We start from the raw sequence: 24314 nt of genomic DNA on the forward strand, positions 1-24314 counted from the left end.
AAGACTACTTGCGAGAGCTACTCAGGATGTCCATCAAGCATGCATTTTACGCACAGTCAGGAGGCGTTACCGCGGTTATCAATGCCAGTGCCTGCGCCGTTATTGAGACCGCACGTCGCTACCCGGAGCAAATCGGTAAGGTCTATGCGGGTCATAACGGAATCCTTGGCGCGCTCAGAGAAGAGTTGATCGACACCAGCCAGGAATCCCACGAAACCATCGGTGCACTGCACCGAACCCCCGGAGGTGCCTTTGGGTCATGCCGTTACAAACTCAAATCATTTGAAGAGAGTGAAGCCGAATACCGCCGGTTGATTGAAGTGTTTCAGGCACACAATATCGGCTACTTCTTTTATAACGGTGGTAACGATTCCATGGATACGGCGCTGAAGGTATCCCGGCTCAGTGAAAAAATGGGTTACCCCATTACCTGCATTGGCGTTCCCAAAACCATCGATAACGACCTTGCGGTCACCGATAACTGTCCCGGATTTGGCTCTGCGGCCAAATACCTTGCAGTTTCCACTAAAGAAGCCAGCCATGATATTGCCTCCATGTGCGATACCTCAACAAAAGTGTTTGTCATGGAAGTGATGGGCCGTCATGCCGGCTGGCTGGCAGCGGCTGCGGGTCTTGCCGCTCGTCAGGATGGCGATCCTCCCCATATTATTGTGTTTCCCGAAACACCACTGGATAAAGAAAAGTTTCTGGCCAAGGTCAAGAAAACCGTGGATCAAGAAGGCTACTGTGTGATTGTTGCCTCAGAAGGCGCCAAATACGCCGATGGCAGCTTCGTATCGGCCTCAACCACGGTTATTGATTCTTTTGGTCACCACCAGCTCGGCGGCGTGGCACCGGCACTGTGCACCATGATCAAGCGAGAACACGGCTTCAAATATCACTATGCGGTAGCCGACTATCTTCAGCGTTCCGCCAGACATATTGCCTCCAGAGTGGATGTTGAGCAGGCTTATGCGGTGGGTAAAGCGGCGGTTGAACTGGCGGTCACTGGCAAGAATGCCGTAATGCCCTGTATCACCCGTGAGTCCAATGCACCCTATCGCTGGTCTATCGATGAAGTTCAGCTGGAAGAAGTGGCTAATTACGAAAAGAAAATGCCCATGGCGTTTATTGATGATGAAGGCTTCGGCATTACCCCGGTTTGCCGGGAATACCTTGAGCCGCTGATTGAAGGTGAAGAATATCCACCTTACCTCAATGGCCTGCCAAGATTCGCCAAACTCAGGAAAGTCATGGTTGAGAAGAAACTCAACAATACTTTTGAAGGTTAATAAGCGATGCCCGGATTAGGAAATCACAATTTATGTGTCTGTTCCGGGCGTCTTCAGGGGAGCACTAGCTGCCTTGTTCTGCCTGTTCCCGCTCTTCACTGTTTAGCTCAGACGCCAACCGATAATCATCCCGTCCGCATTTCTTGGCCACATACATGGCCTGATCGGCCGCCTTGAGCAGGGCTTCGGCATCGGAGCCGGTATCTTCAGAGGTTGCAATGCCGATACTGGTGCCGACGTGCCTGGCTTCGCCATTCAGATCATGGGGCTCCCGGATGCTGGTGAGAATCTTCTCGGCAATCAGTTTGGCATCCGATGCTTCCGCCACGTCATCCAGGATAATGGCAAATTCGTCACCTCCTAACCGGGCCACCAGATCACCTTCACGGACACACTCCTGCAACCTTTGTGAAACACTTTTCAGCAAAAGGTCGCCCGCATCGTGCCCAAGGGTATCGTTAATTTCCTTGAAATGATCCAAATCCAGATACATGACGGCGGTACTCTTATTACGTCTTTCACTCCTGGCCAATGACGTTCCCAGGAATTCTTTGAACAGAGTCCTGTTAGCCAGTCCCGTCAAACTGTCGTATTTCGCCATCTGCAACAGCTGATTTTCCAGCTTTTTGCGCTCAGTGATGTCCTGAAAGAGTAGCACGCAACCCTGCACTTCCTGCCTGCCATTAACAATGGCTGCCATATTGTATTCGGCGGCAAAGCTGTTTCCCAAAAACGTCCACAGTTGTCTTTCTGAGGTATGAAAGGTGCCTCCGGCGACCATGGTCTTCTCACGTATCTCAGACGCTTGCCAATTTTCCAGCGCCTCTTCCCCTTCAGTGTCGAACAAAAACCGACTGATATGTTCTCCCAACAGATTTTCTTCGGTTCCCTCGAGCATGGCGCAAGCGGTTGGGTTAATGAACGAGATTCTGCCATCAGGGTCAAGGCCGACAATCCCTTCACCGGCATTATCCAGCAGCAGCTTATTTTTTCGGCTGATCCAGCGTAGCTCTTTGGAGACCTGTTCAAGCTCAAGCCGCTGCTCTTCCAGTTGCAGAAACACCTTAACCTTGCCCAACAAGATATCCGGATTGATGGGTTTAGGCAGATAATCAACCGCCCCCGCCTGATAGCCTTTACTGATGTAAGCCTGATCCTTGTTAATGGCAGTCACGAAAATGATAGGAATATTGGCTGTCTGCTTATTGCTGTGTAGCAAGGTTGCCGTCTCAAAACCGTCCATGCCCGGCATCTGCACATCCAGAAGGATGACTGCAAAATGATGATGAAGCACTTCTGATAAAGCCGCTTCACCCGAGTCCACTTTATGTATCTCCGCCCCCAGGGGCTTAAGCAGTTTGTTCATGGCCAGCAGATTCTCAGGACGATCATCCACGACCAGAATTTTGACTTTCGGCTTGTCATCCATGACTGCTCTCCTGATTTATTCAAGTCCCAAATTTGAAATTCATAGTTTTATAAAGAGTTTTATAAATAGTTTTATAAAGAGATAGCTTTTAAAGAAATAGCTTTTAAAAAGATCGCAATATCTCTCAAGTCCAGTACATGATCCACACAGCCGGTGGCAATGGCTGACCTGGGCATGATCGGCACCTCGGCTGTTTTTGGATTCTGGACAAGGGTGATGCCTCCTGCCTGTTTAACGGCCCTGATACCCTCTGCACCATCTCTATTGGCCCCGGTTAAAACGACGCCCACCAGCTGTTTACCAAAAACATCGGCAGCGGATTGAAAAAGGACATCCACCGAAGGTCTGGAGTGGCAGACGGCTTCATCAATACTCAAACTCAGGGTTTCCCTGTCCTCAATCTGCAGGTGGTAACCACCGGGAGCCAGATAAACATGATTGTTGGTCATCTTCTGTTTGTCGTAAGCAATGCTGACAGCCAGTGGCGATGTTTTGCTCAAAACTTTCAATAAGCCTTCTTCATCACCGGGGGCCAGGTGTTTAGTAATAACAACGGGGTAAGAAAGACAGCTCCCCAGCTCCACGAGCAGGGATTCCAGTGCCGAAAGACCTCCGGCGGAGGCTCCGATCACCACAACCCCGTTGTTCATCAAATACACTTCCTGTAGATGCGCTGGTCTCGATCCGCGACTTCCAGCTGATCACCGATTGAACTGAAGAGAATATTTTCCCGTTTGCCAATACAGAGCACCCCCCTGGAACAGAGGCTGTCAAACAACAGTTGCAGCACCCGATCCTGAAGCTCCTGATTGAAATAAATGAGCACATTACGACAGAGAATCAGGTTCATTTCCCCGAATACACCATCCGTCACCAGATTGTGATTGGCAAAGGTAATATGATCAGCCAGTCGTCCATTAAACTTTATGGAGTCATAGCCTCTGTGGCAGTAGTCTGATAACTCTCTCTTGCCCCCTGCCTTTCGGTAATTCTCTTCATAGAGCGCCATCTCAGACTCCGGATAGATACCGGTTTTGGCATGACGCAATGCCTGATCGTTAAAGTCTGTGGCATAGATCTGACAGCGATCCAGCAAGCCTTCTTCGTCGAGAAGAATGGCCATGGAGTAGGCTTCCTGACCACTGGCACAACCTGCATGCCAGACTTTGATAAACGGATAGGTTTTCAGAATCGGAACGATGCTTTCCCTCAGCGACTTGAAGAATTCCGGATTCCGGAACATCTCTGTTACCACCACCGACATATCTTTAACAAAAGCGGCAAAAGCCGACTCATCATGAAGAAACAAGGGAATCAAGTCACTGATGTGCTGAACACCCGATGTCTGCATATGCCTTCTGACACGACGCATCAAGGAGGCCCTGGCGTAACTGCCAAACTGATAGCCGTACTTTCCCTGAACGGCGCTCAAAAGTAACTTCAGTTCAAAGTCCTGATCCGAATTCCCGGCTTCTGTCATTTGAATAACCACACCTTCATCATTTCAACCAGCTTGTCGATGTCCACCGGCTTGGTCATATAGTCATTGGCTCCTGATTCTATGCACTTGGCCTTATCATCGGACATGGCCTTGGCTGTCAGTGCAATCACAGGCAGATTCTTAAGCCGGTCAATCTCACGTATTTTGGCCATGGCTTCATAGCCGTCCATTACCGGCATCATGATATCCATCAGCACCAGCTCAATACCCTCTTCTTCATCGAGCTTATCAAGGGCATTTTGTCCGTTGTCAGCAATGACCACTTCCAGGCCAAGTCCCTGCAACCCCTTGGACAAAGCGAAGGTATTACGAAGATCATCATCCACCAGCAGGATTTTATGACCTTCCAGGGATTTTTTATTCACGGTCTCTGCTGCTGGCTTTGCTTCAGCCGGAGCCAACTTTTCAACGGAGTGAATAAACAGGCTGACCTCATCCGTGACCCTTTCAGAAGCGTAATCTCCCTTCATAACCAGGGCACGGGTATATTTCTGCAGCGCTTTCTGGTCTTCGGTCGTCAGCTTCTTATCGGTATGAATGACGATGGACGGCATAGTGTCGCCCATCTTTTCCTGCAGTTTCTGTAAAAACGCCAGACCACTGCTGTCGGGTAAATCGATATCCATCACCAGGCACTGCCAGTGATTCTCGGCCATCGACTGTTCGGCTTCTTCAGCGGATGAAACCTCGGCGATGTTCATCCCTTTTTCCCTGAGCATGTTCGCCAGGTGCGATCGACTTTCAGTGTCACTGTCTAATAGCAGGGCATGTTGGATATCTTCTGACAGAGCCGTTTCCAGCGTGCTGAAAACCATTTCCAGGTCATTGACTGACACCGGCTTGACCAGATAACCCACAGCCCCCTCTCGCTCTAATTCGTCGGGATCACGGCCCGATACGATATGAACCGGTATGTCTTTTGTCACAGCATTCTTCTGCAACTGGCTGAGCACCTCTTCACCATCCATATCGGGCAGGCCCAGATCAAGAATGATGGCCATCGGCTGCTCTTCGATCGCGGTCTGAATCCCTTCCTTGCCATTGGCCGCCACCAGACATTGATAACCATGACTGCCGGAAAGCTGTTTAACGATATCCGAGAAGTGCTGATCATCTTCAATAATCAGAATATTCTTGCCAGCCGTGGGTCTTCTCTTTTTGGTCGGAACTTTTTCAGCCACAGAAGCCGGTGGCGCTTTCGGTTTTTTTGCAGCAGGAGCCGAGGCCGTTTGTTGATAACCATTGCTGGTAGCGGAGGAATGGCTTTCAGCCATGATTTTTTCGCCATCAATTGAACAGACAGCATTATCAGGCAGATAGACAGTGAATGTTGTTCCCTCACCTTCAGCACTTTCTATGCCGATGTAACCCCCCAGTATAGAAGACAGTTCTCGTGAGATAGCCAGCCCCAATCCCGTGCCGCCGTACTTTCTGCTGGTTGAGCCGTCCGCCTGCTGGAATGCCTCGAAGATGGCTTCCTGTTTTTCTTCCGGGATGCCTATTCCGGTATCCCTGACGGCAAAGGCGACATAGGTTTCATCGCCATGGTCTGTCTTGCGGATTGAGTTGAATACCCGAATGTAGACGCCCCCCTGTTCCGTAAACTTGAAGGCATTGGACAGGAAGTTTTTGAGCACCTGCATAACCCGCTGGCTGTCGGAGAGAATGACCTTGGTGGTACCAGGATCAATGTCCACGGCAAAATCCAGTCCCTTGTTTCCGGCCAGAGGTTTGAACAGCGTCCGCATACTGGAGCACAGCTCTTCGATATCCATATCATCCAGATTGATACTCATCTTACCGGCTTCAACCTTGGACAGATCAAGAATGTCGTTGATCAGGTCAAGCAGCTCCTTACCACCGCTGTAGATCACCTGGGCAGATTCAATCTGATCTTCGTTGAGGTTGCCTTCGTCATTATCGGCGAGCATTTGCGCCAGCAGGAGCAGTGAGTTCAGAGGTGTGCGCAGTTCATGGGACATATTGGCCAGGAATTCAGACTTGTATTTACTGGCCTGTTCCAGTTCTTCGGCCTTTTGCTCCAGAGTTTTTCTGGAAAGCTCAATATCCAGATTTTTCCGTTCAATCTCGGCTTTCTGTTGTTGCAGAAGTTCGGTTTTCTCTTCCAGTTCAGCGTTAGACTTCTGCATTTCTTCACTCTGGGCTTTCAGCTCTTCCTGAGACTCCTCCAGCACCCGGGCCCGGCTTTCCAGCTCATCATTCACTGAACGCAGCTCTTCCTGCTGCTCTTTCATAGCTTCCGACTGGCGTGTGGTCTTTTCGAGCAGCTGATTAACACGGGTGCGATACTGGGCAGAATTAATGCCGATAGCGACACTTTCCAAGGCATCTTCCAGAAAGCTTCTCTGCTCATCGGTCAGCTCCCTGAGCAGGGCAAACTCCAGAACACCTTTAATTTCTCCTTCATAAACAAGCGGTACGGTAATAATGACTTTCGCAGGTGCGCTGCCCAATCCCGATTCTATTTTGATGTAATCTTCAGGAATGCAGGTCAGCTCTATCGCCTGCTTCTCCATGGCCGCCTGACCCACCAGGCCTTCGCCAATCTCAAAACTGTTTTTGCTTTGCCTGCGTGTTTTCCAGGCATAGGAGGCCATCAACTGCAATCGCTTCTCATCATCCATGACATACATGGCACCGGTCTGCATATCCAGGTAACGGGCAAGATAGGAAACGATGTTTTTACAGACCTCTGACAGCTCCTGCTCTCCCCTCATGCAGTTATTCAAGCCGGTCTGGCCTTCCTGTTGCCAGCTCTTGCGATCGTTATCAGTGATGACATGTCTCAACTTCTCCGTCATCTCAGCGAAGCTGCGACTGAGGTCGCTGATTTCATTGTGGCCACTGAGTACCGCCCCCTGGGCATAATCTCCCGACGCCACCCGGTTGACCCAGGCCGTGATGGTTCTGATCGGCCTGACCAGCCTGCGGGTAATGATCAGTGCAATCAAAATAACAATCAGGGCGGTAATGGCTGTGATATAGATCAAGCGGTTTCTGAACTGAATAACAGAGGCAAAGGCATCTTTCTCGCTCACTTCAGAGATCAGCGCCATGGGCGTACCGGCTACTTCAATGGCATAGAAGGTTCCCAGAACACTGTCCCCATAGACGTTTTTGTAGCTCTTGATATGAAGCCTTTGGTCGACTTTATGATGGCCGGAGGCATCTGACTCAAGTGCGACCTCTTCACCAAACAGCTCGGTCAGCTCTGCATCGCTATCAAGGCCGTGACTTTCATTCTCCGCCTCATGATCATGGATTTCATGAAACACACCTTCGGCATCAATATGGGCCATCCAGTCCACTGTCAGGGTATTAGCCGCTTTCAATGTCATGGACAGGTCTGAATCCAGATCAGTACCGTAGCGAATATAGCCATCGTCACCAATAAGATAGGACTTCAAAACACCACCAAAATGGTCTTCACTCTCAAAAATGTTCTGAACGTTATGAGCCAGAATCTGAACCGCCAGAAAACCGGCTGTTTTCTCACTCTCATCCACCATTGGTAAAATAAAGAAACTGACTTTCTGATCCCCGACGGGTGGATAGGCCGCCACATCAGCGTACTTGGGGACTACCTCTGCCAGACTGTCGCGGGCGGCTTTGGCAAATACGGTATTAGCAAAAGGTCCTTTGAAAATGTTTTTGCCCAGATCATCATAGGCATTCACGGTATACAGAATGTTGCCTTCTGCATCCGCCAGAATCAGGTCGGAGTAATCGTAATAGCGTAAAAAATCCACAAACTCGCCGGAGTACTGATCCAAAATCTGCTGGTAACTGTCAGATTTAATAAACGCTTCTGTTGATATCTCTTGAGCTTGGTAACTCTGTGTCAGATGAGACAGGAACTCTTGGGCGACTCCGGCCTTGATAAACAGATTGGTCACTACTGAGTCAAAATAATCATTAATCTGCTGACTCAGTAGCTGGTTGACCGTACTCAACTGCTCATAACGACTCTGAACAATGGTTTGCTTACCTTCACGGTATTCGTTGAAACCAATAACCGTAATAGGTCCCAGCGACAGAACCATAAACCAAACAAAGAGTGTGACTGATAGACCATGCCTGAATTTTCTATCAGATGATTGTTGTGTATCCTGCATTTATCTCGCCATCCCTGCCACTTAATACCCCAACTAAGTACGATGTAATGCGCCTACAGTCTGAATTGCGAGACTCCAGCGGTTTATCCTTTATTGCATCGCCTCTTTAAAGGAAAGTTTTAGAGCCGATAAGCAGGGAAATATCACCAGTTGTCCAATGGGTCTGAGGAAATCAGGAGTGAAGCTATGGAAGGAAAAGGAAAACTCCCACCTCTGCGAACAGGCCCTGCAACCCTGACCGATTACCCGGATAAGAAAAGCGAGACTCAGTCAGACCATAAAACCGACCCTGCGACAAAATCGATCGAGAGTCCTTCTCGGGAAACAGGCTTAAGGTCTGACAATAACTACGGCTCATACCCTGAAGATACCAGCCTCCAAAAGCGAGAAGTCACTGCTGAAACAGTGGCACCCAAGCCAGAAGTCCATGTTGGAAATGCCTACCTGACCGATCAAAAGCAATTTGATGACACTCTGTCTGCTGTGAGTAAAACGTTAATTAAATGCCCCACCCGTTATTCACTCAGCAAATTACCCTACTGGATTTCATCAAATCAATATCCTATACGGCAGTTTCGGGCTTATTATCTACTGGAACTGGATAAACAGAACCCTGCCAGCCATGAAAAGCTCGAGACCGTAATGAGCCAACTTGAGCAGAAATTTATGCAACATAGAGAGGATTTAATCAGCAAGAGAATAGCAAGACCGGTTGTCATTGCTTCTGACCTGTTTAATTCTCTGGCAGCCATTCAGGTTTTTCTGGGCAAAACAGCTGAAGCGAAAAAAACCATTCAACAGGGCTTTGGCTTTGAACCTGACAGTATCGTTTTCAGCCTTCAGTATGCCCAATTCGATCTCAGAATTAACGATGAGCAAGTACTTCAGGGCTTTTCCAGAAGCCACCCAATAGATGATGACCTACAGACCGGCAGGTCATCATCAGAATAGCCAGTTTTTATCCGATCAGTGAATCATCCTGATCAGCCAGATCGTAGTGCAGGCCAGGCTGCTGAAAGAGCAGGTTAACAAAGCAATTTCCCGGTGGGACAGTCGATCACTCGAAACATTCATAATGCTTACCTCGTACTTCGTAATCGCTATTGAAACATTACATTTTCCAGTGTAGTGATCGGAATCGACATCAAAATTGCCGCCAAAGCATCAAAAGTCTGATGCCCGTGGCGCTCCAGCCTGCTTCCATCATCTCAGTGTCTACAGGCAGGAATAGATGAACGGTCTTTTGATAGTCCAGACTACGCTGTCAGTCATTTTTCGCCAGAAAAGCGTCAGGCTCCCAGGTAAGCCTTTTGGACGGCATCGTCCGCCAACAGTTCATCACCTCTGCCCTGCAGAACGATGCGGCCGTTTTCCAAAACATAACCCCGATCTGCCAACCTGAGAGCCTGATTAGCATTCTGCTCCACCAGAAAAACGGTAACGCCTTCTTCCCGAAGACGCTCAATGATTTCAAAGATTTGTTGAATCACAATCGGTGCCAGCCCCAGGCTGGGCTCATCCAGCAACAACAATTCCGGGTTGCTCATCAGGGCTCTGGCAATGGCCAGCATCTGTTGCTCGCCCCCGGACATAGTGCCACCTCTTTGGTGCAATCTCTCTTTCAGACGGGGGAAAAGCTCCAGTACATGCTGATAGTTTTTTCGAAAAGACTCACCCTCCACGAAAAAACCACCCATGGTCAGATTTTCTTCAACGGAGAGTCGGGAAAAAATCCTTCGTCCTTCGGGCACAACGGCAATCCCTGAGCGCATGATTTCGGAGGTAGGACGACCCGCTAACTCCTGCCCTTTGTAGAGTATGGAGCCAGATTCGGCCTGAGGTTCACCACAAATAGTCATCAGCAATGAAGACTTGCCAGCGCCATTGGCACCTATCAGAGTGACAATCTCGCCTGCCGGGATATCTACACTGACATCGTCCAAAGCCTGGATCTTGCCGTAAAAGGTAGACACATTTCGAATACTGAGAAGGGGTTCAGATGCTGACATACTGCTACTGCCTTTTATTTATTCTGATTATTGCGAAACTCACCACTATCCTTCTCCCAAATAAGCTTTGATCACCTCAGGGTTATTACGAATCTCCTCTGGTACACCTGAGGCCAGGGGACGCCCCTGATTAATGACATAAATCCGGTCAGAGATATCCATAACCAGCTTCATATCATGTTCAATCAGTAGCACCGTAACACCATGATCCCGTCGCAAATCAGAAATCAGTTCATCCAGCTCTGCCGTCTCATTAGGATTAAGGCCAGCTGCGGGTTCATCCAACATCAATAGCCGGGGTTGGGTCACCATACAACGGGCAATTTCCAATCTGCGTTGTTGTCCGTAGGCCAGATTGCCCGCCTCCCGGTTGGCAAATTCAGTCAGACCGACTTTATCCAACCAGAACTCAGCCCTCGCCATCGCTTTTTCTTCACTGCGCCGATAACCCGGGGTTTTAAACAACCCCGCCAACAACCCTGTATCCAGATGTCGGTGCTGGGCAACCAGAAGATTTTCCAACACGGTCATACCCTTAAAGAGTCGTACATTCTGAAAGGTTCTCACGACACCCAGCCGTGCTATTTTATAGCCCGGCATCTTTTCAATAGCCTGACCCTGATATTGAACAGAACCACCCGTAGCCTTATAAAAGCCGGTAAGGCAGTTAAAAACCGTCGTTTTTCCGGCCCCATTGGGCCCAATCATGGAAACAATTTCGCCCGGATGGATTTTCAGGGCCATCTGATCCACAGCCAGCAATCCGCCAAAGCGCATACTCAAATCAGAAACATCCAGTAAGCATTCACTCATTCTGACCCCCTCTTTTTATTATTCAGCTGCAGACACGACTTATAAGCTTTCAGCGAATGATGCCGCCTTTACGGAACCTTCCGACGACTTGCCGGGTTTGATCTTGATATGAGGCCGCTTCATGGGCATCAGACCTTCAGGACGCCATACCATCATGCAGACCATCATCAACCCAAACATCAGCATTCGGTATTCCTGGAATTCACGGGCAAACTCAGGCAAAACCGTCATAATCACAGCCGCAAGAATGACACCGACCTGAGACCCCATACCGCCAAGAACAACAATGGCCAGAATGATGGCAGACTCGATAAAAGTGAACGACTCTGGACTGATAAAACCCTGACGGGCGGCAAAGAAGGTACCAGCAAAGCCAGCGAATGCAGCCCCTATGGTGAATGCAGATAGTTTGATAGCGGTAGGGTTCAGGCCCAGTGAACGACAGGCAATATCGTCTTCACGCAAAGCTTCCCAGGCTCTGCCAATGGGCATTCGAAGCAGTCGATTGATCACAAACAGTGTGGCAATCACCAGCAGTACGGCCAGTATGTAGAGGAAAATCACCTTGTACTCACTGCTGTAATCAATACCAAAGTATTCGTGAAAAGGGACATTCCCTTCTTCTTTCGCCCTGCGTCCAAATTCAAGGCCAAACAGAGTCGGTTTAGGAATCTGGCTGATGCCGTTGGGACCTCCGGTGAGTGTCGTCCAGTTGTTGAGCAGGATTCGAATGATTTCTCCAAAGCCCAGAGTCACGATGGCCAGATAATCACCTCGAAGTCTAAGCACCGGGAAACCTAGAATAAAACCAAAGAAAGCAGCCAGAATGCCGCCCATTACCAGGCCGCTCCAGAAATCGAAGCCCAGATATTGATTCAATAGTGCATAGCTGTAGGCACCTACGGCATAAAAGCCGACATAGCCCAGGTCAAGAAGACCGGCCAGACCCACCACAATATTCAGCCCCAGACCCAGCATGACGTAAATCAGGGCCAGAGTGGCCAGATCCACAGCGCCCCTGGAAACAAAGAATGGCCAGATCATCAATCCTGCTACGGCAAAACAGATTAAAAGGGTTTTAGTTTCTTTGTTCTCAGTGACTCTGGTCAGCTTTACCGCATTAATAGCGGGTAACTGTTGTTTAATTCCAGAAAGTCTTTGATCGATTGGTGCTCTGAATAACTGGAAGAAAAAGACGACAGCTACACCTGCCACTATCCAGTAGAGGGAAGAAGGATCGGCCAGTGTAACTTTCAGCCCGACGCCCGAGGGCTCAAGACGAACCCCTATCATCAGGCTGGTTAACACCAGCAGAACCACTGCTGAGAGTATCGCCGGAGTAAAACGTAATGATTTCATACTTTTTCAACCTCCGGCTTGCCCAGAAGGCCCGTTGGCCTGAACAGAAGAATCAAAACAAGGAGACTGAAGGCGACAACATCCTTATATTCGGCACTGAAGTAACCTGCGGTAAAAGCTTCCGTGACACCCAGAATCAAACCACCCAACACAGCTCCGGGAATACTTCCAATTCCTCCCAGCACGGCGGCAGTGAAGGCTTTAAGACCTGCCATAAAACCGATGTGGGGATTGATCACCCCGTAATACATGCCCAGCAACACACCGGCTACTGCCGCCAGCGCCGCTCCGATAACAAAGGTGATCGAAATAATCTGATGAGTGTTGATGCCCAGCAGCCCGGTCATACGCAGATCTTCAGCACAGGCTCGACAGGCCCGACCCATTTTTGACTTTGAAATAAACAGAGTCAGGGCCGTCATGGCAATAAACGTCACCACGAAGATAATTAACTGCATATACGACACAGTTGCATTAAACCCATCTTCAGGACCAAAGGTCCAGCCACCACTGATCATACTGGGCATGGCTATATCCCTTGATCCCTGGGCCAGGCGGACATAGTTCTGCAGAAAAATGGACATACCAATGGCAGAAATCAGGGCAATCAGTCGGTTACTGTTCCGCAAGGGTCGATAAGCAACCCTCTCCACCGCAAAGCCATAGGTACTGGTGATAATAATGCTGATAACAAAGGCGGAAACAAGCATCAGTGACACACTGTCTATTCCCATCATCGCTAACGCAGCCAGTACTGCAAAAGCGATGTAACTGCCAATCATGTAGATCTCACCATGAGCAAAATTGATCATGCCAATGATGCCGTAAACCATGGTGTAACCAATAGCGATCAGAGCGTAAGTACTACCTATCGTCAGTCCGTTAAGCAGTTGCTGAATAAGGTAAAAACCTGCATCCCCCATTCTACGACCTCGTTTTTTTATTCTTGTGAAAACCCCTAATGCCAGGCTGATTCTCTCATACGACAACGGCTCTTGGTAGGGAAGGAACAAATATTCATTAATACTGCAATTTTGATGTACTCTAGCAGCATCAAAGTCAATCAAATGGTCACTTTTTCTGGCTCACCTGCCAGCCAAAAGTCCAATCTGGTCAAGATATGCCCAACACCCAAACCTCTAACAACCTTGCCGCCTTCATCTGGTCCGTAGCCGACCTCCTGCGAGGCGATTTCAAGCAGTCCCAGTACGGGCGCATCATCTTACCGTTTACCCTGCTGCGCCGCCTGGAATGCGTTCTGGAGCCCACCAAGGAAGCAGTGGTTGCCCAGCACGAAAAAGTAAAGGCTATGAACCTGCCTGAAGAAGGTATGGAGAAGATGCTGCTGCGTGCTTCCGGATTGTCGTTTTTCAATACTTCACCCATGAACCTGTCAAAAATGGGTCAGGGCGATATCAAGGACAACCTTGAAAACTATGTCCTCTCCTTCTCCAAAGATGCCCGTGAAATCTTTGAGCATTTCAAGTTTGATGAGTTTGTAGGCAGCCTGAACGAAGCCAATCTGCTGTTCAAGGTACTGCGGAAGTTTGCCACCATCGACCTCAGCCCCAAGGCGATCAGCAACCACGATATGGGTTTGGTGTTTGAAGAACTGATCCGTCGCTTTGCCGAATCTTCCAACGAAACCGCCGGTGAACACTTTACCCCAAGGGATATTGTCGAGCTCACCACCTCACTGGTGTTTATGGAAGATGATGATGCCTTAACCAAAGAAGGGATCGTTCGCAGTATTTATGATCCAACGGCAGGTACAGGTGGCTTTCTCTCTGCGGGAATGGAGTACGTGTACAAGCATAATACAAAAGCTCGTATGACGGCCTTTGGCCAGGAGTTGAACCCGGAGTCCTACGCCATCTGTAAAGCCGATATGCTGATCAAGGGTCAGGATGTCAGTCGCATCAAACTGGGCAACACCTTGTCGAACGATCACCTCAGTGGCGACCAGTTTGACTACATGCTGTCTAATCCACCATTCGGGGTGGACTGGAAGAAGATCGAAGGCACTATTAAAGATGAGCATGAACACAAAGGCTACGACGGTCGCTTTGGCCCCGGCCTGCCAAGAGTGTCTGATGGTTCGCTGCTGTTCCTGATGCACCTGATCAGCAAGTTCAGGGACATCACGCCAGAAAACCAGAACCCCAGCCGCATCGGCATTATCCTCAACGGTTCGCCGCTGTTTACCGGCAGTGCAGGCAGTGGTGAAAGCGAGATTCGCCGTTATATTCTCGAAGCCGACCTGCTCGAAGCCATTGTCGCCCTGCCCACAGACATGTTCTACAACACCGGTATCGCTACCTATGTGTGGGTGTTGACCAATAAAAAGTCTGATGAACGCAAAGGTAAAGTGCAGCTGATTAACGGCGTAAACCTGTGCGGTAAAATGCGTAAGTCCCTGGGCTCCAAACGTAACATAATGAGCGAAGCTGACCGTCGCATCATTACCCAAAACTTTGGAGCCTTTGCAGAAGTATCCGAAGAAAACTTTGCCGCCAAAATTTTCGACAGCCATGAATTCGGCTACCGTCGTATTACCGTGGAACGCCCACTTCGCCTGTCTGCCCAGATTACTGATGACGCTGTAACGGATCTACGCTATGCACCCAGGCCGTATAACGCCGTTATGCGCTGGATGGTTGAGGAATTCGGCACAGAATGTCATACAACACTGTCAGACAACGAAGAAACCATTCGCACCAAAATCAAAAAAGACTTCAAAGAACTGAAAGAGAAGCAGATCAAAGAGGTACTGAACGACAAACTCTGGCTGTTTCAGCGGGGGCTGATGGAGAAAGCCCAAACTCTGCAAAATACATTCGGAACGGTACTGTCCAACGACTTTAACCAGTTTGATAAAGACCTGAAAGCCGCCCTTAAAGCCGCTAATTTGAAGTTGGATACCAGAGAGAAAAAGCAGTTCCTTGATGCCGTCACCTGCAAGAACCCCGAAGCTGAACCAGTCATCAAAAAGGTGCTGAATGAAGAAGTTCAACCGCTCTACGGCGCATTTGAATACCAAGGCAAAGTCGTCGAATTCCAGACTGATGGTGACCTGCGGGATAACGAGAACATTCCTCTTGATCCAGCAATGCCCACCCATATCCTGATCGAAACTTACTTCAACCGGGAAGTGGCTCCCCATGTACCCGATGCCTGGGTCAATGCCGACAAATGCGATGCCCAGGATGGTGAGATAGGTATTGTGGGTTACGAGATTCCCTTTAACCGACACTTCTATGTGTATCAGCCGCCCCGTGCGCTGGAAGCCATTGATGCTGATCTGGATGCGGTGAGTGCTAGAATCATGAGTCTGTTACAAGAGGTTCACTCATGAGCAAGCCAAAAAACAACATTAACCTGAGCCTGAATAAGGAATACAAAAGCTGGCTGAAAGACCTTAAACAGAAGGTACTGTCCACCCAGCTCAAAGCCGCCATTCAGGTGAACTCAACCTTGCTGGCTTTTTATTGGGAGCTTGGGGAAGACATTATTCGCCGACAGGCTCAGGCTAATTGGGGCGATGGCTTTCTGAAGCAACTAAGCCATGACTTAATGACGGAATTTCCTGAAATCAAAGGATTTTCCCGTCGAAACCTTGAATTTATCCGACAATGGTATCTGTTCTGGAACCAATCTCCGGAAATTGCGAAACAGGCTGTTTCGCAATTAGTTCAGGTGCCCTGGGGACATAACCTGAAGATAATCAGCAAGTGCCAAACAACGGCTGAAGCTCTGTATTACGTGGGCAAAACCATAGAACATGGCTGGAGCCGAAACGTCCTCACTCACCAGATTGAAAGTGGACTCTGGCAGCGGAAGGGACAAGCGCCCAACAACTTCAATGCAACACTGCCTGCCGTCCAGTCCGACCTTGCACAGCAAACCCTGAAAGACCCCTATATGTTTGACTTTCTTGCCTTCACTGATCATTACACAGAGCGAGAGCTGGAGCAGGGATTGATTAAGCATATCACTCAGTTTCTACTGGAATTGGGATCAGGTTTTGCCTACATGGGCAAGCAGTTTCATATACAGGTAGGGCAGCAGGATTTTTATATTGACCTCTTATTTTATCATGCACACCTGCATTGCTACGTAGTCATTGAACTGAAAGCGGGTGACTTCAGGCCGGAACACGCAGGCAAACTGAATTTTTATATCAAAGCAGTAGATGAACTGGTACGCAGGGAGGGCGATGCGCCGACTATCGGCATTCTGCTGTGTAAGAACAAGGACAAACTCGTGGCGGAATACGCCCTCAGCGATATTCAAAAGCCTATTGGTGTTTCGGAATACCAACTGACCCAATCACTGCCAGAAAATCTGCAATCGCAACTGCCCAGTATTGAAGAAATTGAGCAGGGACTGGGGGGTGAGTTGTGATGGGTGGAAACAGCCTTGAGCGCAAAAAATATGCGGCTTATGCGGAATATAAGGATTCTGGGGTTGAATGGTTGGGTTCAATCCCTGCACACTGGGAAGTTACTCGATTGAAGCACATGGCTCAGATTAAAAATGGGCAAGACTACAAAGCCGTGGAAACTAGCGAAGGATATCCGGTTTTAGGGTCAGGCGGGCAATTTACCTACGCAACCAAGTTTCTGTACAACAAAGAATCTGTATTGCTTGGCAGGAAGGGTACCATTGATAAACCGCTCTATATCAATGAACCCTTTTGGACTGTGGATACGATGTACTACACGGAAATCAATAAAGATGTTCCGGCAAAGTACCTGCACTATCTTGCTCTGTCAATTCAGTTCAACCGCTACTCTACTAACACTGCTCTTCCAAGCATGACACAGGAGCACCTTGGAAATTATTCGTTTGGTGTGCCACCCAAAAGAAATGAACGAGAGCATATTCAAAACTTCCTCGACCACGAAACCGCCAAAATCGACACCCTGATCGAAGAGCAGCAATCCCTGATCCGGCTGTTGAAAGAAAAACGACAGGCGGTGATCAGTCATGCCGTCACCAAGGGGCTGAACCCTGATGCACCGATGAAGGATTCCGGTGTGGAGTGGCTTGGGGAAGTGCCGGAGCATTGGACACAGACTGAAGTTCGTTATATCACCCGCCAGATGGGGGGCGGTACACCAAGTAAAGATCGATTAGATTTTTGGAATGGCAGCATACCATGGGTGTCACCCAAGGATATGAAGGTTGATTATATTTCTGATTCACGAGATAAAATTACCACTCAAGCCATTGAAGAGTCCTCAACAAAGCTCATACCCGTTGGAAGCGTGTTGATTGTGGTGCGAGGTATGATTCTGGTTCATTCTGTTCCTGTTGCCCTGACCCAAGAACCAGTAACTGTAAATCAGGACATGAAAGCCTTAATTCCAATCAAAGGGATTGATGGTGAATTCCTCCTTTTTTTCATGAAAGGGCTGAAGGATTTCATTTTGGATTTGGTTGAAGAATCTGCTCATGGAACAAAGTGTTTGAGAACTGAAGTCTTTGAGCGAATGAAAATTGCCATTCCTGATTTTGAAGAGCAAATAGATATTGTTCAAAAACTAAAGACGAAGTTAAAGGTTGTTGACTCTCTGATTAACGATGCTCAAAAAGGTATAGAGCTATTCCAAGAACGCCGCACCGCCCTAATCTCCGCCGCCGTCACCGGCAAAATCGACGTCCGTGACTGGCAACCAGAAGCACAACAACAAGAACAACCCGCAGAGGCCACCGTATGAGCAAAACACCCGCTTCATCAAAAGAGCCGGATAACCTGTTCGGCGAAATCAAGGACCTGATACAAAGAGCCAAACAACAGGCAGCGGTGGCACTCAATGCCGAGATAACCGCACTCTATTGGAAGGTCGGTCAGCGTATTCAGCAGGAAATCCTGAAGGGTAAGCGGGCAGACTACGGCAAACAGGTTATTTCCGACTTGTCCCGCCAGCTCTCCGGGCAGTTTGGTAAGGGCTGGAGCCCTCAGCAATTGAGACATTGTATTAAGTTTGCCGAAATCTGTGAGGCTGATGAAATTGTCTCTACAGTGTGGAGACAATTGAGCTGGTCACACCTGAAACTGTTGATTTACATTGATGACCCACTAAAACGTGAGTTCTATATGACCATGGCGATTCAGGAGCGATGGTCTGTCCGCACCTTCAGCGAGCGTATGGATTCCATGCTGTTTGAGCGTACTGCCTTATCCCGAAAGCCGGAAGAAACCATTGTTCACGATCTGAAAATGCTGAGGGATCAAGGGAAAGCCGATCAGGATATCGTTCTGAAAGACCCTTACATTCTGGATTTTCTTGAGCTTAATGATACCTACGTGGAAAAAGATCTTGAGGATGCTATTTTGCGGGAAATGGAGCATTTTCTGTTAGAAATGGGTATGGGCTTCACTTTTGTCGCACGCCAGCACCGAGTTCAAATTGATGAAGATGATTTTTATATTGATCTCTTGTTCTATAACCGAAAACTGAAGCGACTGGTTGCTATTGAACTGAAAACAGGCAAGTTTAAAGCTGAGTACAAAGGACAGATGGAGTTATATCTACGCTGGCTGAATAGATATGACCGTCAGCATGGAGAAGACCCCCCTATCGGTATCATTCTTTGTGCAGGTAAGAAGCAAAAGCAAATTGAATTACTTGAACTGGATAAAAGCGGTATCCATGTAGCAGACTATCTCACCAACATACCCTCCAAAGAAATATTGGAAGAGCGCTTTCAAGAAGCCGTCAGCAACGCCCGAAAACGTATTGAGAATAAAACTGAATAGTGGAATCCTCGAATTGTCTCCGCAGTGTGGAGACAATTCAGCCAGATTGATACATTGTGCAGACACTGTCTGCACAATGCCTGAAGAGTCCCATATCGAGACCTTTAGGTACCATTTTGAGACCTTGAAATATGGACAGTACCAGCGAATCCACCTTCCAGAACGATATGATCGCCCGCCTGCAAGCCAAAGGCTGGCTGTTGGGCAGTGGTGACCAGTACAACCGGGAAACGGCGTTGTATACCAGCGATGTACTGGATTTTGTCAAGAACACCCAGCCGAAGGAATGGCAGAAGTTTTGCAAAAGCTTTCCGGTGGATTCGGAACAGCATTTTATCAGCCATCTGGTGAACCAGTTAAAGAAAGCCGATGCCAATGCCATTGATAAAGAGCTTCGCAGTTTTGGCACCCTGGGCGTGTTGCGTCATGGTTTGAAGATTCGCAATGCCCGGTTCACCCTCTGCCAGTTTATGCCGGAACATACCCTGAACCCGGACACGCTTGCCCGCTATAAAGAAAACCGTTGTCGTGTGGTGCCGGAGCTGGTTTACAGTCCTTATGCCACCGACGTTTATCTGGCAGAAACTGGTAAAAAAGCCAAGGCATGGCGCATTGACTTGGTGTTGTTTATCAACGGTCTGCCCGTGGCAACGCTGGAGCTGAAATCGGAATTCAAACAGGCCATTGAAAACGCCAAACGACAATATCAAAAGACCCGTCTGCCCAAAGACCCGGAAACCGGCAAGCCGGAACCACTGCTGACCTTTAAACGGGGGGCGCTGGTGCATTTTGCCGTGAGTCAGTACGAAGTGTATATGACGACCAAGCTGGCGGGCAGCGATACCTTCTTTCTGCCGTTTAACAAAGGCACGGCGGAAGGCAGTGCAGGCAATGATATTCCCGAAAACAAGGATGAGTACGCCACCGAATACCTGTGGAACGAGGTACTGCTGCCCGATAACCTGCTGAATATTATTGGTCGGTTTGTGCATTTGCAGATCGAAGAGAAGGAAGACTGGGAAGGCCGCAAGTCGAAAAAAGAGACCCTGATCTTTCCCCGTTATCACCAGTGGAATGTGGTGACCAAGCTGATCGCGGCGGCAAAGGCGGAAGGCACGGGCAACAAGTACCTGGTGCAGCACAGTGCCGGTTCCGGTAAATCCAACTCTATTGCCTGGACCGCCCATCAGCTTTCTACCCTGTACGATAGCGAAGGCAACAAGCAGTTCCATTCGGTGATTGTGATTACCGACAGAACCGTGCTGGACGATCAGCTACAAGACACTATTTACCAGTTTGAACACGCCGATGGTGTGGTGGGGCGCATCAACAAAAAAGAAGGTGATGGCTCCAAGTCGGAGAAACTGGCAGCGGCCCTGGAGAGTGCTCAACCGATTATTATTGTCACCATTCAAACCTTCCCTTATGTACTGGCGGCCATTGAGAACAGCACCAGTCTGAAAGAGCGCCGTTACGCTGTCATAGCCGACGAAGCCCATTCGTCACAAACCGGCTCCACCGCCCGTAAGCTGAAGGAAGTGTTGATGGTGGATGGTGCCTTTTCTGATAAAGAGTATGGGGATGAGGACAAAGAACTGTCTTCAGAAGATATGCTGGACGCAACCATTGCCTCACGCCGGGGCAGCAGCAACTTGAACTACTATGCGTTCACGGCAACACCCAAGGCGAAAACCCTGGAGCTGTTTGGTCGCCTGCCCAAACCTGATGAGCCTGCTTCCGAGAAGAACCTGCCTGAAGCCTTCCATGTGTATTCCATGCGCCAGGCCATTGAGGAAGGCTTTATTCTCGACGTGCTGAAAAACTACACCAACTACAAGGTGGCCTATCAGCTGGCTCAAAAAATAGAGGCCGAGGACGAAGAGGTAGACAGCAAAAAAGCCAAGGTAAAACTCAACCGCTGGGTGCGGCTCCATGAGTACAATATTTCCCAGAAGGTGAAAGTCATCACCGAGCACTACAAAGAGCATGTGATGGGCTTGCTGGGTGGTCAGGCCAAGGCGATGGTGGTCACCAGTTCCCGTAAGGAAGCGGTGCGTTATAAGCTGGCGTTTGATAAATATCTTGCAGAGCACAAAAGTTCGATAGCCGTGATGATTGCCTTCTCCGGCGAGGTGGAATTCCATAAGGACGATCCGGACAGCTCTGCCCTGCTGGACCAAAAGTTCACCGAAACCAATATGAACCCAGCTCTAAAGGGCCGGGACATGCGCAAAGCATTCGATAGCGACGACTACCAGATCATGCTGGTTGCCAACAAATTCCAGACTGGCTTTGATCAGCCGAAACTCTGCGCCATGTATATAGACAAGCCCTTAGGTGGTGTGGAATGTGTGCAAACCTTGTCCCGTCTGAACCGTACCTATCCCGGCAAAGCCGAGTGCGGCACTTTTGTGTTGGATTTTGTCAATGAGCCGGAAGATATTCTGGCCGCATTCCAGCCGTATTACCAAATCGCTGAACTGGCGGATGTGACAGACCCGGATAAGGTATTCGACCTTTACGAAAAACTCCGTGCCAGCGGTATCTTTACCTGGAACGAAGTCGAACAGTTCTGCGAGGTTTTTCTTTCCAAGAGCAAAAGCAATGCTGCGGTGAGCAACATCTGCAAGCCCGCTGTGGATCGCTGGCAGAAGCGATACAGTTCTGCCATTGATGCTTATGTGCGTGCCAAGGAGATGTTCGAACGAACCAAGAAGAGCAAAGATGCCGTGCTGATCGCTAATGCTGAAAACAGCTTCAAAGAGTGCAAGCTGGAAAAAGACCGGCTGGAAATCTTCAAAAAGGACTTAGGCACCTTTACCCGTTTCTACGAGTTTATGTCCCAGATTGTGGACTACGACAACAAAGATCTGGAAAAGCTCAGCCTTTACGCTCGCTACCTGCGCCCACTGCTCCGTGAAAAGGTTATTGAAGAGGATGATATTGACCTGGATAACGTGGTGATGAGCCATTACCGGTTGTCCAAGATTCGCCAGCAGGCCATTTCTTTAAAAGAGAGGGAACTGAAGGAAGACGCCGAGGGCTATGAACTGAAACCCTCCAGCGATGTCGGTTCAGCCAAGCCCAAGGACAAGAAAGAAGAGTTCCTGTCCCAGATTGTGGCCAGGTTGAATGAGATGTTTATTACCGACAACCTGACCGATGCTGACTTGATCAACTACGCCTTTACCGTGCGGGACAAACTGGCCGAAAACGAAACGGTGATGAAGCAGATTGAGAACAATACCGCTGAACAAGCACTGCTTGGTGACTTCCCACAAGCCATTGATGATGCTGTGATGGACAGCAACGAGGCTCAACAGGAAATGATGTTGCAGTATCTTTCCAACCCGGAATTGGCTCGGGGGTTTGCTCGGGTTGTGTTTGATATGTTGAAGGGGTGAGATCAGAAAGGGAGGCTCTTACCTCCCTCACTTTAAGAGTTATAATTTCTCCTAATAATTTGAAATGGTTTATTTATTGCCTTGCGGTTGTAATTGCCTTTGGTATAAGACATAAGCCGCTATTATAACTACATTAAATGCAGTCAACACATGATAGGAGTAATCCGTTGCATTAGCTTTTTGTAAAGCATCCTGCTCCTGTTCCTGAAAAGGTATATTTGCTTTATTAAATTCGCTACCAACTGAAGTCTGTAAAGCTTCTGAGAAAGCATCAGGATAAAGAGACATTAGTGCACCTTTATTTATTGTTGTAAGATCAAGTTTTGGCATATGGGCCAATCCATTGCCAAACAAAACCAAATTATTAAAGGCTTTATTCGGTTCTTTCCTTTTCAGCAACTTTTGAAGATCCAGATAAAAATCACCAACAAAATGATATTCTTTTTCCAAAAGTAGTCGGAAAACGTCACCTGTTATATCATGAGATAATGGTGATACAGGAAAGATAACTGCTCGTCCTCGCAAGGAAGTAAACCACCAATGCGCTACATGATTGAATATATCTTCAGGCATAATTGGTTGGCTGTTACTATTTGAATTCCATGAAATAATTAACAAAAGAGAATCAAGGTTTTTCGGGATTGGTTTGTTTTCAAATGAGTGGAACATAGATGCCCCAGCTCTGAATTTTTTCGGGGATGCTCCTATGTAGTCAAATATACGTGAAAAGGTTGAAGCAGCTTCGTAGACTGGTGATACTGCTCCGACCGTATAATCAAAGGATATTGGCAACTCACTCTCTGCTGGGATGAGATCAAAGAATAACTTCCTTCCCGCTCTATAAGGTGTTTCTGGTCGCCCACCAGGAAAATGGAACTTTTCTCCCCAATATTGAACTCCTGATTTATTCAAGACTCTATAGTAGCTGCCCTTTTGACCAGTATCAGACCTAAGATCCCACAGCGCCCTCGATCCTGGATTCCCACGAGCAGTAAATCGAGAAATCCAAAAAGAAGATGGAATATCATGAGTCTGTATCAGTGGGTGTTTCCTCCGAATATCTTCAGCAAGTGCAAAATCCCCTGTAATTGGAGTTCTCAAGCCAACAATGAAAGGCTTCCCTTGTAATGCCGCATCTTGGATATTTCGATATCTAGCCAATACAGCTGCTCTATCTCTGGTTAGTATCTGCCTACTTATTAAAACTGAATTTCGTGACGGTACGCAGCTAAAAGGTCTATCAACCCACTGCTCATCTGAAACGCCAACATATTCAGGCTCGTCTTCAAATAATGGGGCGGGTAATGGAAAGTCGCCAACCAAAATAACACCATCAAGAATAACATCTTGATCTACTTTCAAGATGTACTGCTTAAGCTTATCAACATTTTTTTCAGAATTTAAATCTTCACTTGAATCAAAGAAACCCTCTATATCGATCACTCTTTGAATCATTGTTCCATTGTAATCTGGAGCAATCATATGGTTGGCCCGGATTATAGATTTTTCAATAAGCTCATGGGACGTCAGAACAAGAACTCCTTTCCCGTTAGCAATACTGGTGACTATCAAAAAAGCAAATAGCCAAGTTTTTTTTAAACATAT

At 48.2% G+C, this 24314-nt stretch carries 16 protein-coding genes; 7 read left to right on the forward strand and 9 right to left on the reverse strand.

Annotated features, from left to right (window positions below; genetic code table 11):
- Window positions 1–26 precede the first annotated feature (26 nt).
- A complete protein-coding gene (locus K7B67_RS17110) occupies window positions 27–1292 on the forward strand; it encodes a 6-phosphofructokinase (protein ID WP_252177091.1) in 1266 nt (421 codons plus the stop codon).
- A gap of 64 nt (window positions 1293–1356) precedes the next feature.
- Here the strand turns inward: K7B67_RS17110 and K7B67_RS17115 are convergent, their stop codons facing one another.
- The 4 genes from K7B67_RS17115 to K7B67_RS17130 all read right to left on the reverse strand — a co-directional run bounded on the left by K7B67_RS17115 (window position 1357) and on the right by K7B67_RS17130 (window position 8358).
- Window positions 1357–2721, reverse strand: coding sequence for a diguanylate cyclase (locus tag K7B67_RS17115; protein ID WP_252177092.1), 1365 nt, complete (start codon window positions 2719–2721; stop codon window positions 1357–1359).
- A 71-nt stretch (window positions 2722–2792) separates the two neighbouring features.
- Window positions 2793–3371 (reverse strand): chemotaxis protein CheB, encoded by a 579-nt coding sequence (locus K7B67_RS17120; RefSeq protein ID WP_252177093.1) that lies wholly within the window; start codon window positions 3369–3371, stop codon window positions 2793–2795.
- Window positions 3371–4201, reverse strand: coding sequence for a protein-glutamate O-methyltransferase CheR (locus K7B67_RS17125; protein ID WP_252177094.1), 831 nt, complete (start codon window positions 4199–4201; stop codon window positions 3371–3373). The genes K7B67_RS17120 and K7B67_RS17125 overlap by 1 nt, the downstream gene beginning before the upstream one ends.
- On the reverse strand, window positions 4198–8358 hold the full coding sequence (locus tag K7B67_RS17130; protein WP_252177095.1) for a response regulator: 4161 nt from the start codon (window positions 8356–8358) through the stop codon (window positions 4198–4200). Before K7B67_RS17130 ends, K7B67_RS17125 begins: the two co-directional genes overlap by 4 nt.
- Window positions 8359–8544: 186 nt before the next feature.
- Between K7B67_RS17130 and K7B67_RS17135 the strand changes: the two genes are divergently transcribed.
- Window positions 8545–9309, forward strand: coding sequence for a hypothetical protein (locus tag K7B67_RS17135; RefSeq protein ID WP_252177096.1), 765 nt, complete (start codon window positions 8545–8547; stop codon window positions 9307–9309).
- Between the two features lie 338 nt (window positions 9310–9647).
- Here K7B67_RS17135 and K7B67_RS17140 read toward each other — a convergent pair whose 3' ends face one another.
- Genes K7B67_RS17140 through livH form a run of 4 tightly spaced genes read right to left on the reverse strand, consistent with a single transcriptional unit; the run spans window position 9648 to window position 13462 of the window.
- Entirely contained in the window at window positions 9648–10367 is a 720-nt protein-coding gene (locus K7B67_RS17140) for an ABC transporter ATP-binding protein (protein WP_252177097.1), read from the reverse strand.
- A 45-nt stretch (window positions 10368–10412) separates the two neighbouring features.
- Window positions 10413–11180, reverse strand: a complete 768-nt coding sequence (livG, locus tag K7B67_RS17145) for a high-affinity branched-chain amino acid ABC transporter ATP-binding protein LivG (RefSeq protein WP_252177098.1) — start codon at window positions 11178–11180, stop codon at window positions 10413–10415.
- A gap of 39 nt (window positions 11181–11219) precedes the next feature.
- Window positions 11220–12539 carry a high-affinity branched-chain amino acid ABC transporter permease LivM gene (locus K7B67_RS17150; RefSeq protein ID WP_252177099.1) on the reverse strand — a complete coding sequence of 440 codons (1320 nt, stop codon included), beginning with the start codon at window positions 12537–12539 and terminating at the stop codon, window positions 11220–11222.
- A complete protein-coding gene (gene livH / locus K7B67_RS17155; protein WP_252177100.1) occupies window positions 12536–13462 on the reverse strand; it encodes a high-affinity branched-chain amino acid ABC transporter permease LivH in 927 nt (308 codons plus the stop codon). Before livH ends, K7B67_RS17150 begins: the two co-directional genes overlap by 4 nt.
- Window positions 13463–13659: 197 nt before the next feature.
- Here livH and K7B67_RS17160 point away from each other — a divergent pair, with 197 nt between their 5' ends.
- The 5 genes from K7B67_RS17160 (at window position 13660) to K7B67_RS17180 (ending at window position 22709) form a co-directional block, all read left to right on the forward strand.
- Window positions 13660–15894 carry a class I SAM-dependent DNA methyltransferase gene (locus tag K7B67_RS17160; RefSeq protein WP_252177101.1) on the forward strand — a complete coding sequence of 745 codons (2235 nt, stop codon included), beginning with the start codon at window positions 13660–13662 and terminating at the stop codon, window positions 15892–15894.
- Complete coding sequence (locus K7B67_RS17165) at window positions 15891–16943, forward strand: PDDEXK nuclease domain-containing protein (RefSeq protein WP_252177102.1); 1053 nt, start codon at window positions 15891–15893, stop codon at window positions 16941–16943. Before K7B67_RS17160 ends, K7B67_RS17165 begins: the two co-directional genes overlap by 4 nt.
- Window positions 16943–18262, forward strand: a complete 1320-nt coding sequence (locus K7B67_RS17170) for a restriction endonuclease subunit S (RefSeq protein WP_252177103.1) — start codon at window positions 16943–16945, stop codon at window positions 18260–18262. Before K7B67_RS17165 ends, K7B67_RS17170 begins: the two co-directional genes overlap by 1 nt.
- Window positions 18259–19305, forward strand: coding sequence for a PDDEXK nuclease domain-containing protein (locus tag K7B67_RS17175; protein WP_252177104.1), 1047 nt, complete (start codon window positions 18259–18261; stop codon window positions 19303–19305). Before K7B67_RS17170 ends, K7B67_RS17175 begins: the two co-directional genes overlap by 4 nt.
- Window positions 19306–19436: 131 nt before the next feature.
- Complete coding sequence (locus tag K7B67_RS17180) at window positions 19437–22709, forward strand: DEAD/DEAH box helicase family protein (RefSeq protein ID WP_252177105.1); 3273 nt, start codon at window positions 19437–19439, stop codon at window positions 22707–22709.
- Window positions 22710–22778: 69 nt separating this feature from the next.
- Here the strand turns inward: K7B67_RS17180 and K7B67_RS17185 are convergent, their stop codons facing one another.
- Window positions 22779–24191, reverse strand: a complete 1413-nt coding sequence (locus tag K7B67_RS17185; protein WP_252177106.1) for a hypothetical protein — start codon at window positions 24189–24191, stop codon at window positions 22779–22781.
- Window positions 24192–24314 lie beyond the last annotated feature (123 nt).

The organism is Endozoicomonas sp. 4G, assembly GCF_023822025.1.
GTDB lineage: Bacteria > Pseudomonadota > Gammaproteobacteria > Pseudomonadales > Endozoicomonadaceae > Endozoicomonas_A.

Bases quoted from the DNA above. Each gene is read 5' to 3' on its own strand.
- K7B67_RS17110 (WP_252177091.1), top strand. From the start codon at position 27: ATGTCCATCAAGCATGCATTTTACGCACAGTCAGGAGGCGTTACCGCG.
- K7B67_RS17115 (WP_252177092.1), bottom strand. From the start codon at position 2,721: ATGGATGACAAGCCGAAAGTCAAAATTCTGGTCGTGGATGATCGTCCT.
- K7B67_RS17120 (WP_252177093.1), bottom strand. From the start codon at position 3,371: ATGAACAACGGGGTTGTGGTGATCGGAGCCTCCGCCGGAGGTCTTTCG.
- K7B67_RS17125 (WP_252177094.1), bottom strand. From the start codon at position 4,201: ATGACAGAAGCCGGGAATTCGGATCAGGACTTTGAACTGAAGTTACTT.
- K7B67_RS17130 (WP_252177095.1), bottom strand. From the start codon at position 8,358: ATGCAGGATACACAACAATCATCTGATAGAAAATTCAGGCATGGTCTA.
- K7B67_RS17135 (WP_252177096.1), top strand. From the start codon at position 8,545: ATGGAAGGAAAAGGAAAACTCCCACCTCTGCGAACAGGCCCTGCAACC.
- K7B67_RS17140 (WP_252177097.1), bottom strand. From the start codon at position 10,367: ATGTCAGCATCTGAACCCCTTCTCAGTATTCGAAATGTGTCTACCTTT.
- livG (WP_252177098.1), bottom strand. From the start codon at position 11,180: ATGAGTGAATGCTTACTGGATGTTTCTGATTTGAGTATGCGCTTTGGC.
- K7B67_RS17150 (WP_252177099.1), bottom strand. From the start codon at position 12,539: ATGAAATCATTACGTTTTACTCCGGCGATACTCTCAGCAGTGGTTCTG.
- livH (WP_252177100.1), bottom strand. From the start codon at position 13,462: ATGGGGGATGCAGGTTTTTACCTTATTCAGCAACTGCTTAACGGACTG.
- K7B67_RS17160 (WP_252177101.1), top strand. From the start codon at position 13,660: ATGCCCAACACCCAAACCTCTAACAACCTTGCCGCCTTCATCTGGTCC.
- K7B67_RS17165 (WP_252177102.1), top strand. From the start codon at position 15,891: ATGAGCAAGCCAAAAAACAACATTAACCTGAGCCTGAATAAGGAATAC.
- K7B67_RS17170 (WP_252177103.1), top strand. From the start codon at position 16,943: ATGGGTGGAAACAGCCTTGAGCGCAAAAAATATGCGGCTTATGCGGAA.
- K7B67_RS17175 (WP_252177104.1), top strand. From the start codon at position 18,259: ATGAGCAAAACACCCGCTTCATCAAAAGAGCCGGATAACCTGTTCGGC.
- K7B67_RS17180 (WP_252177105.1), top strand. From the start codon at position 19,437: ATGGACAGTACCAGCGAATCCACCTTCCAGAACGATATGATCGCCCGC.
- K7B67_RS17185 (WP_252177106.1), bottom strand. From the start codon at position 24,191: ATGATTGCTCCAGATTACAATGGAACAATGATTCAAAGAGTGATCGAT.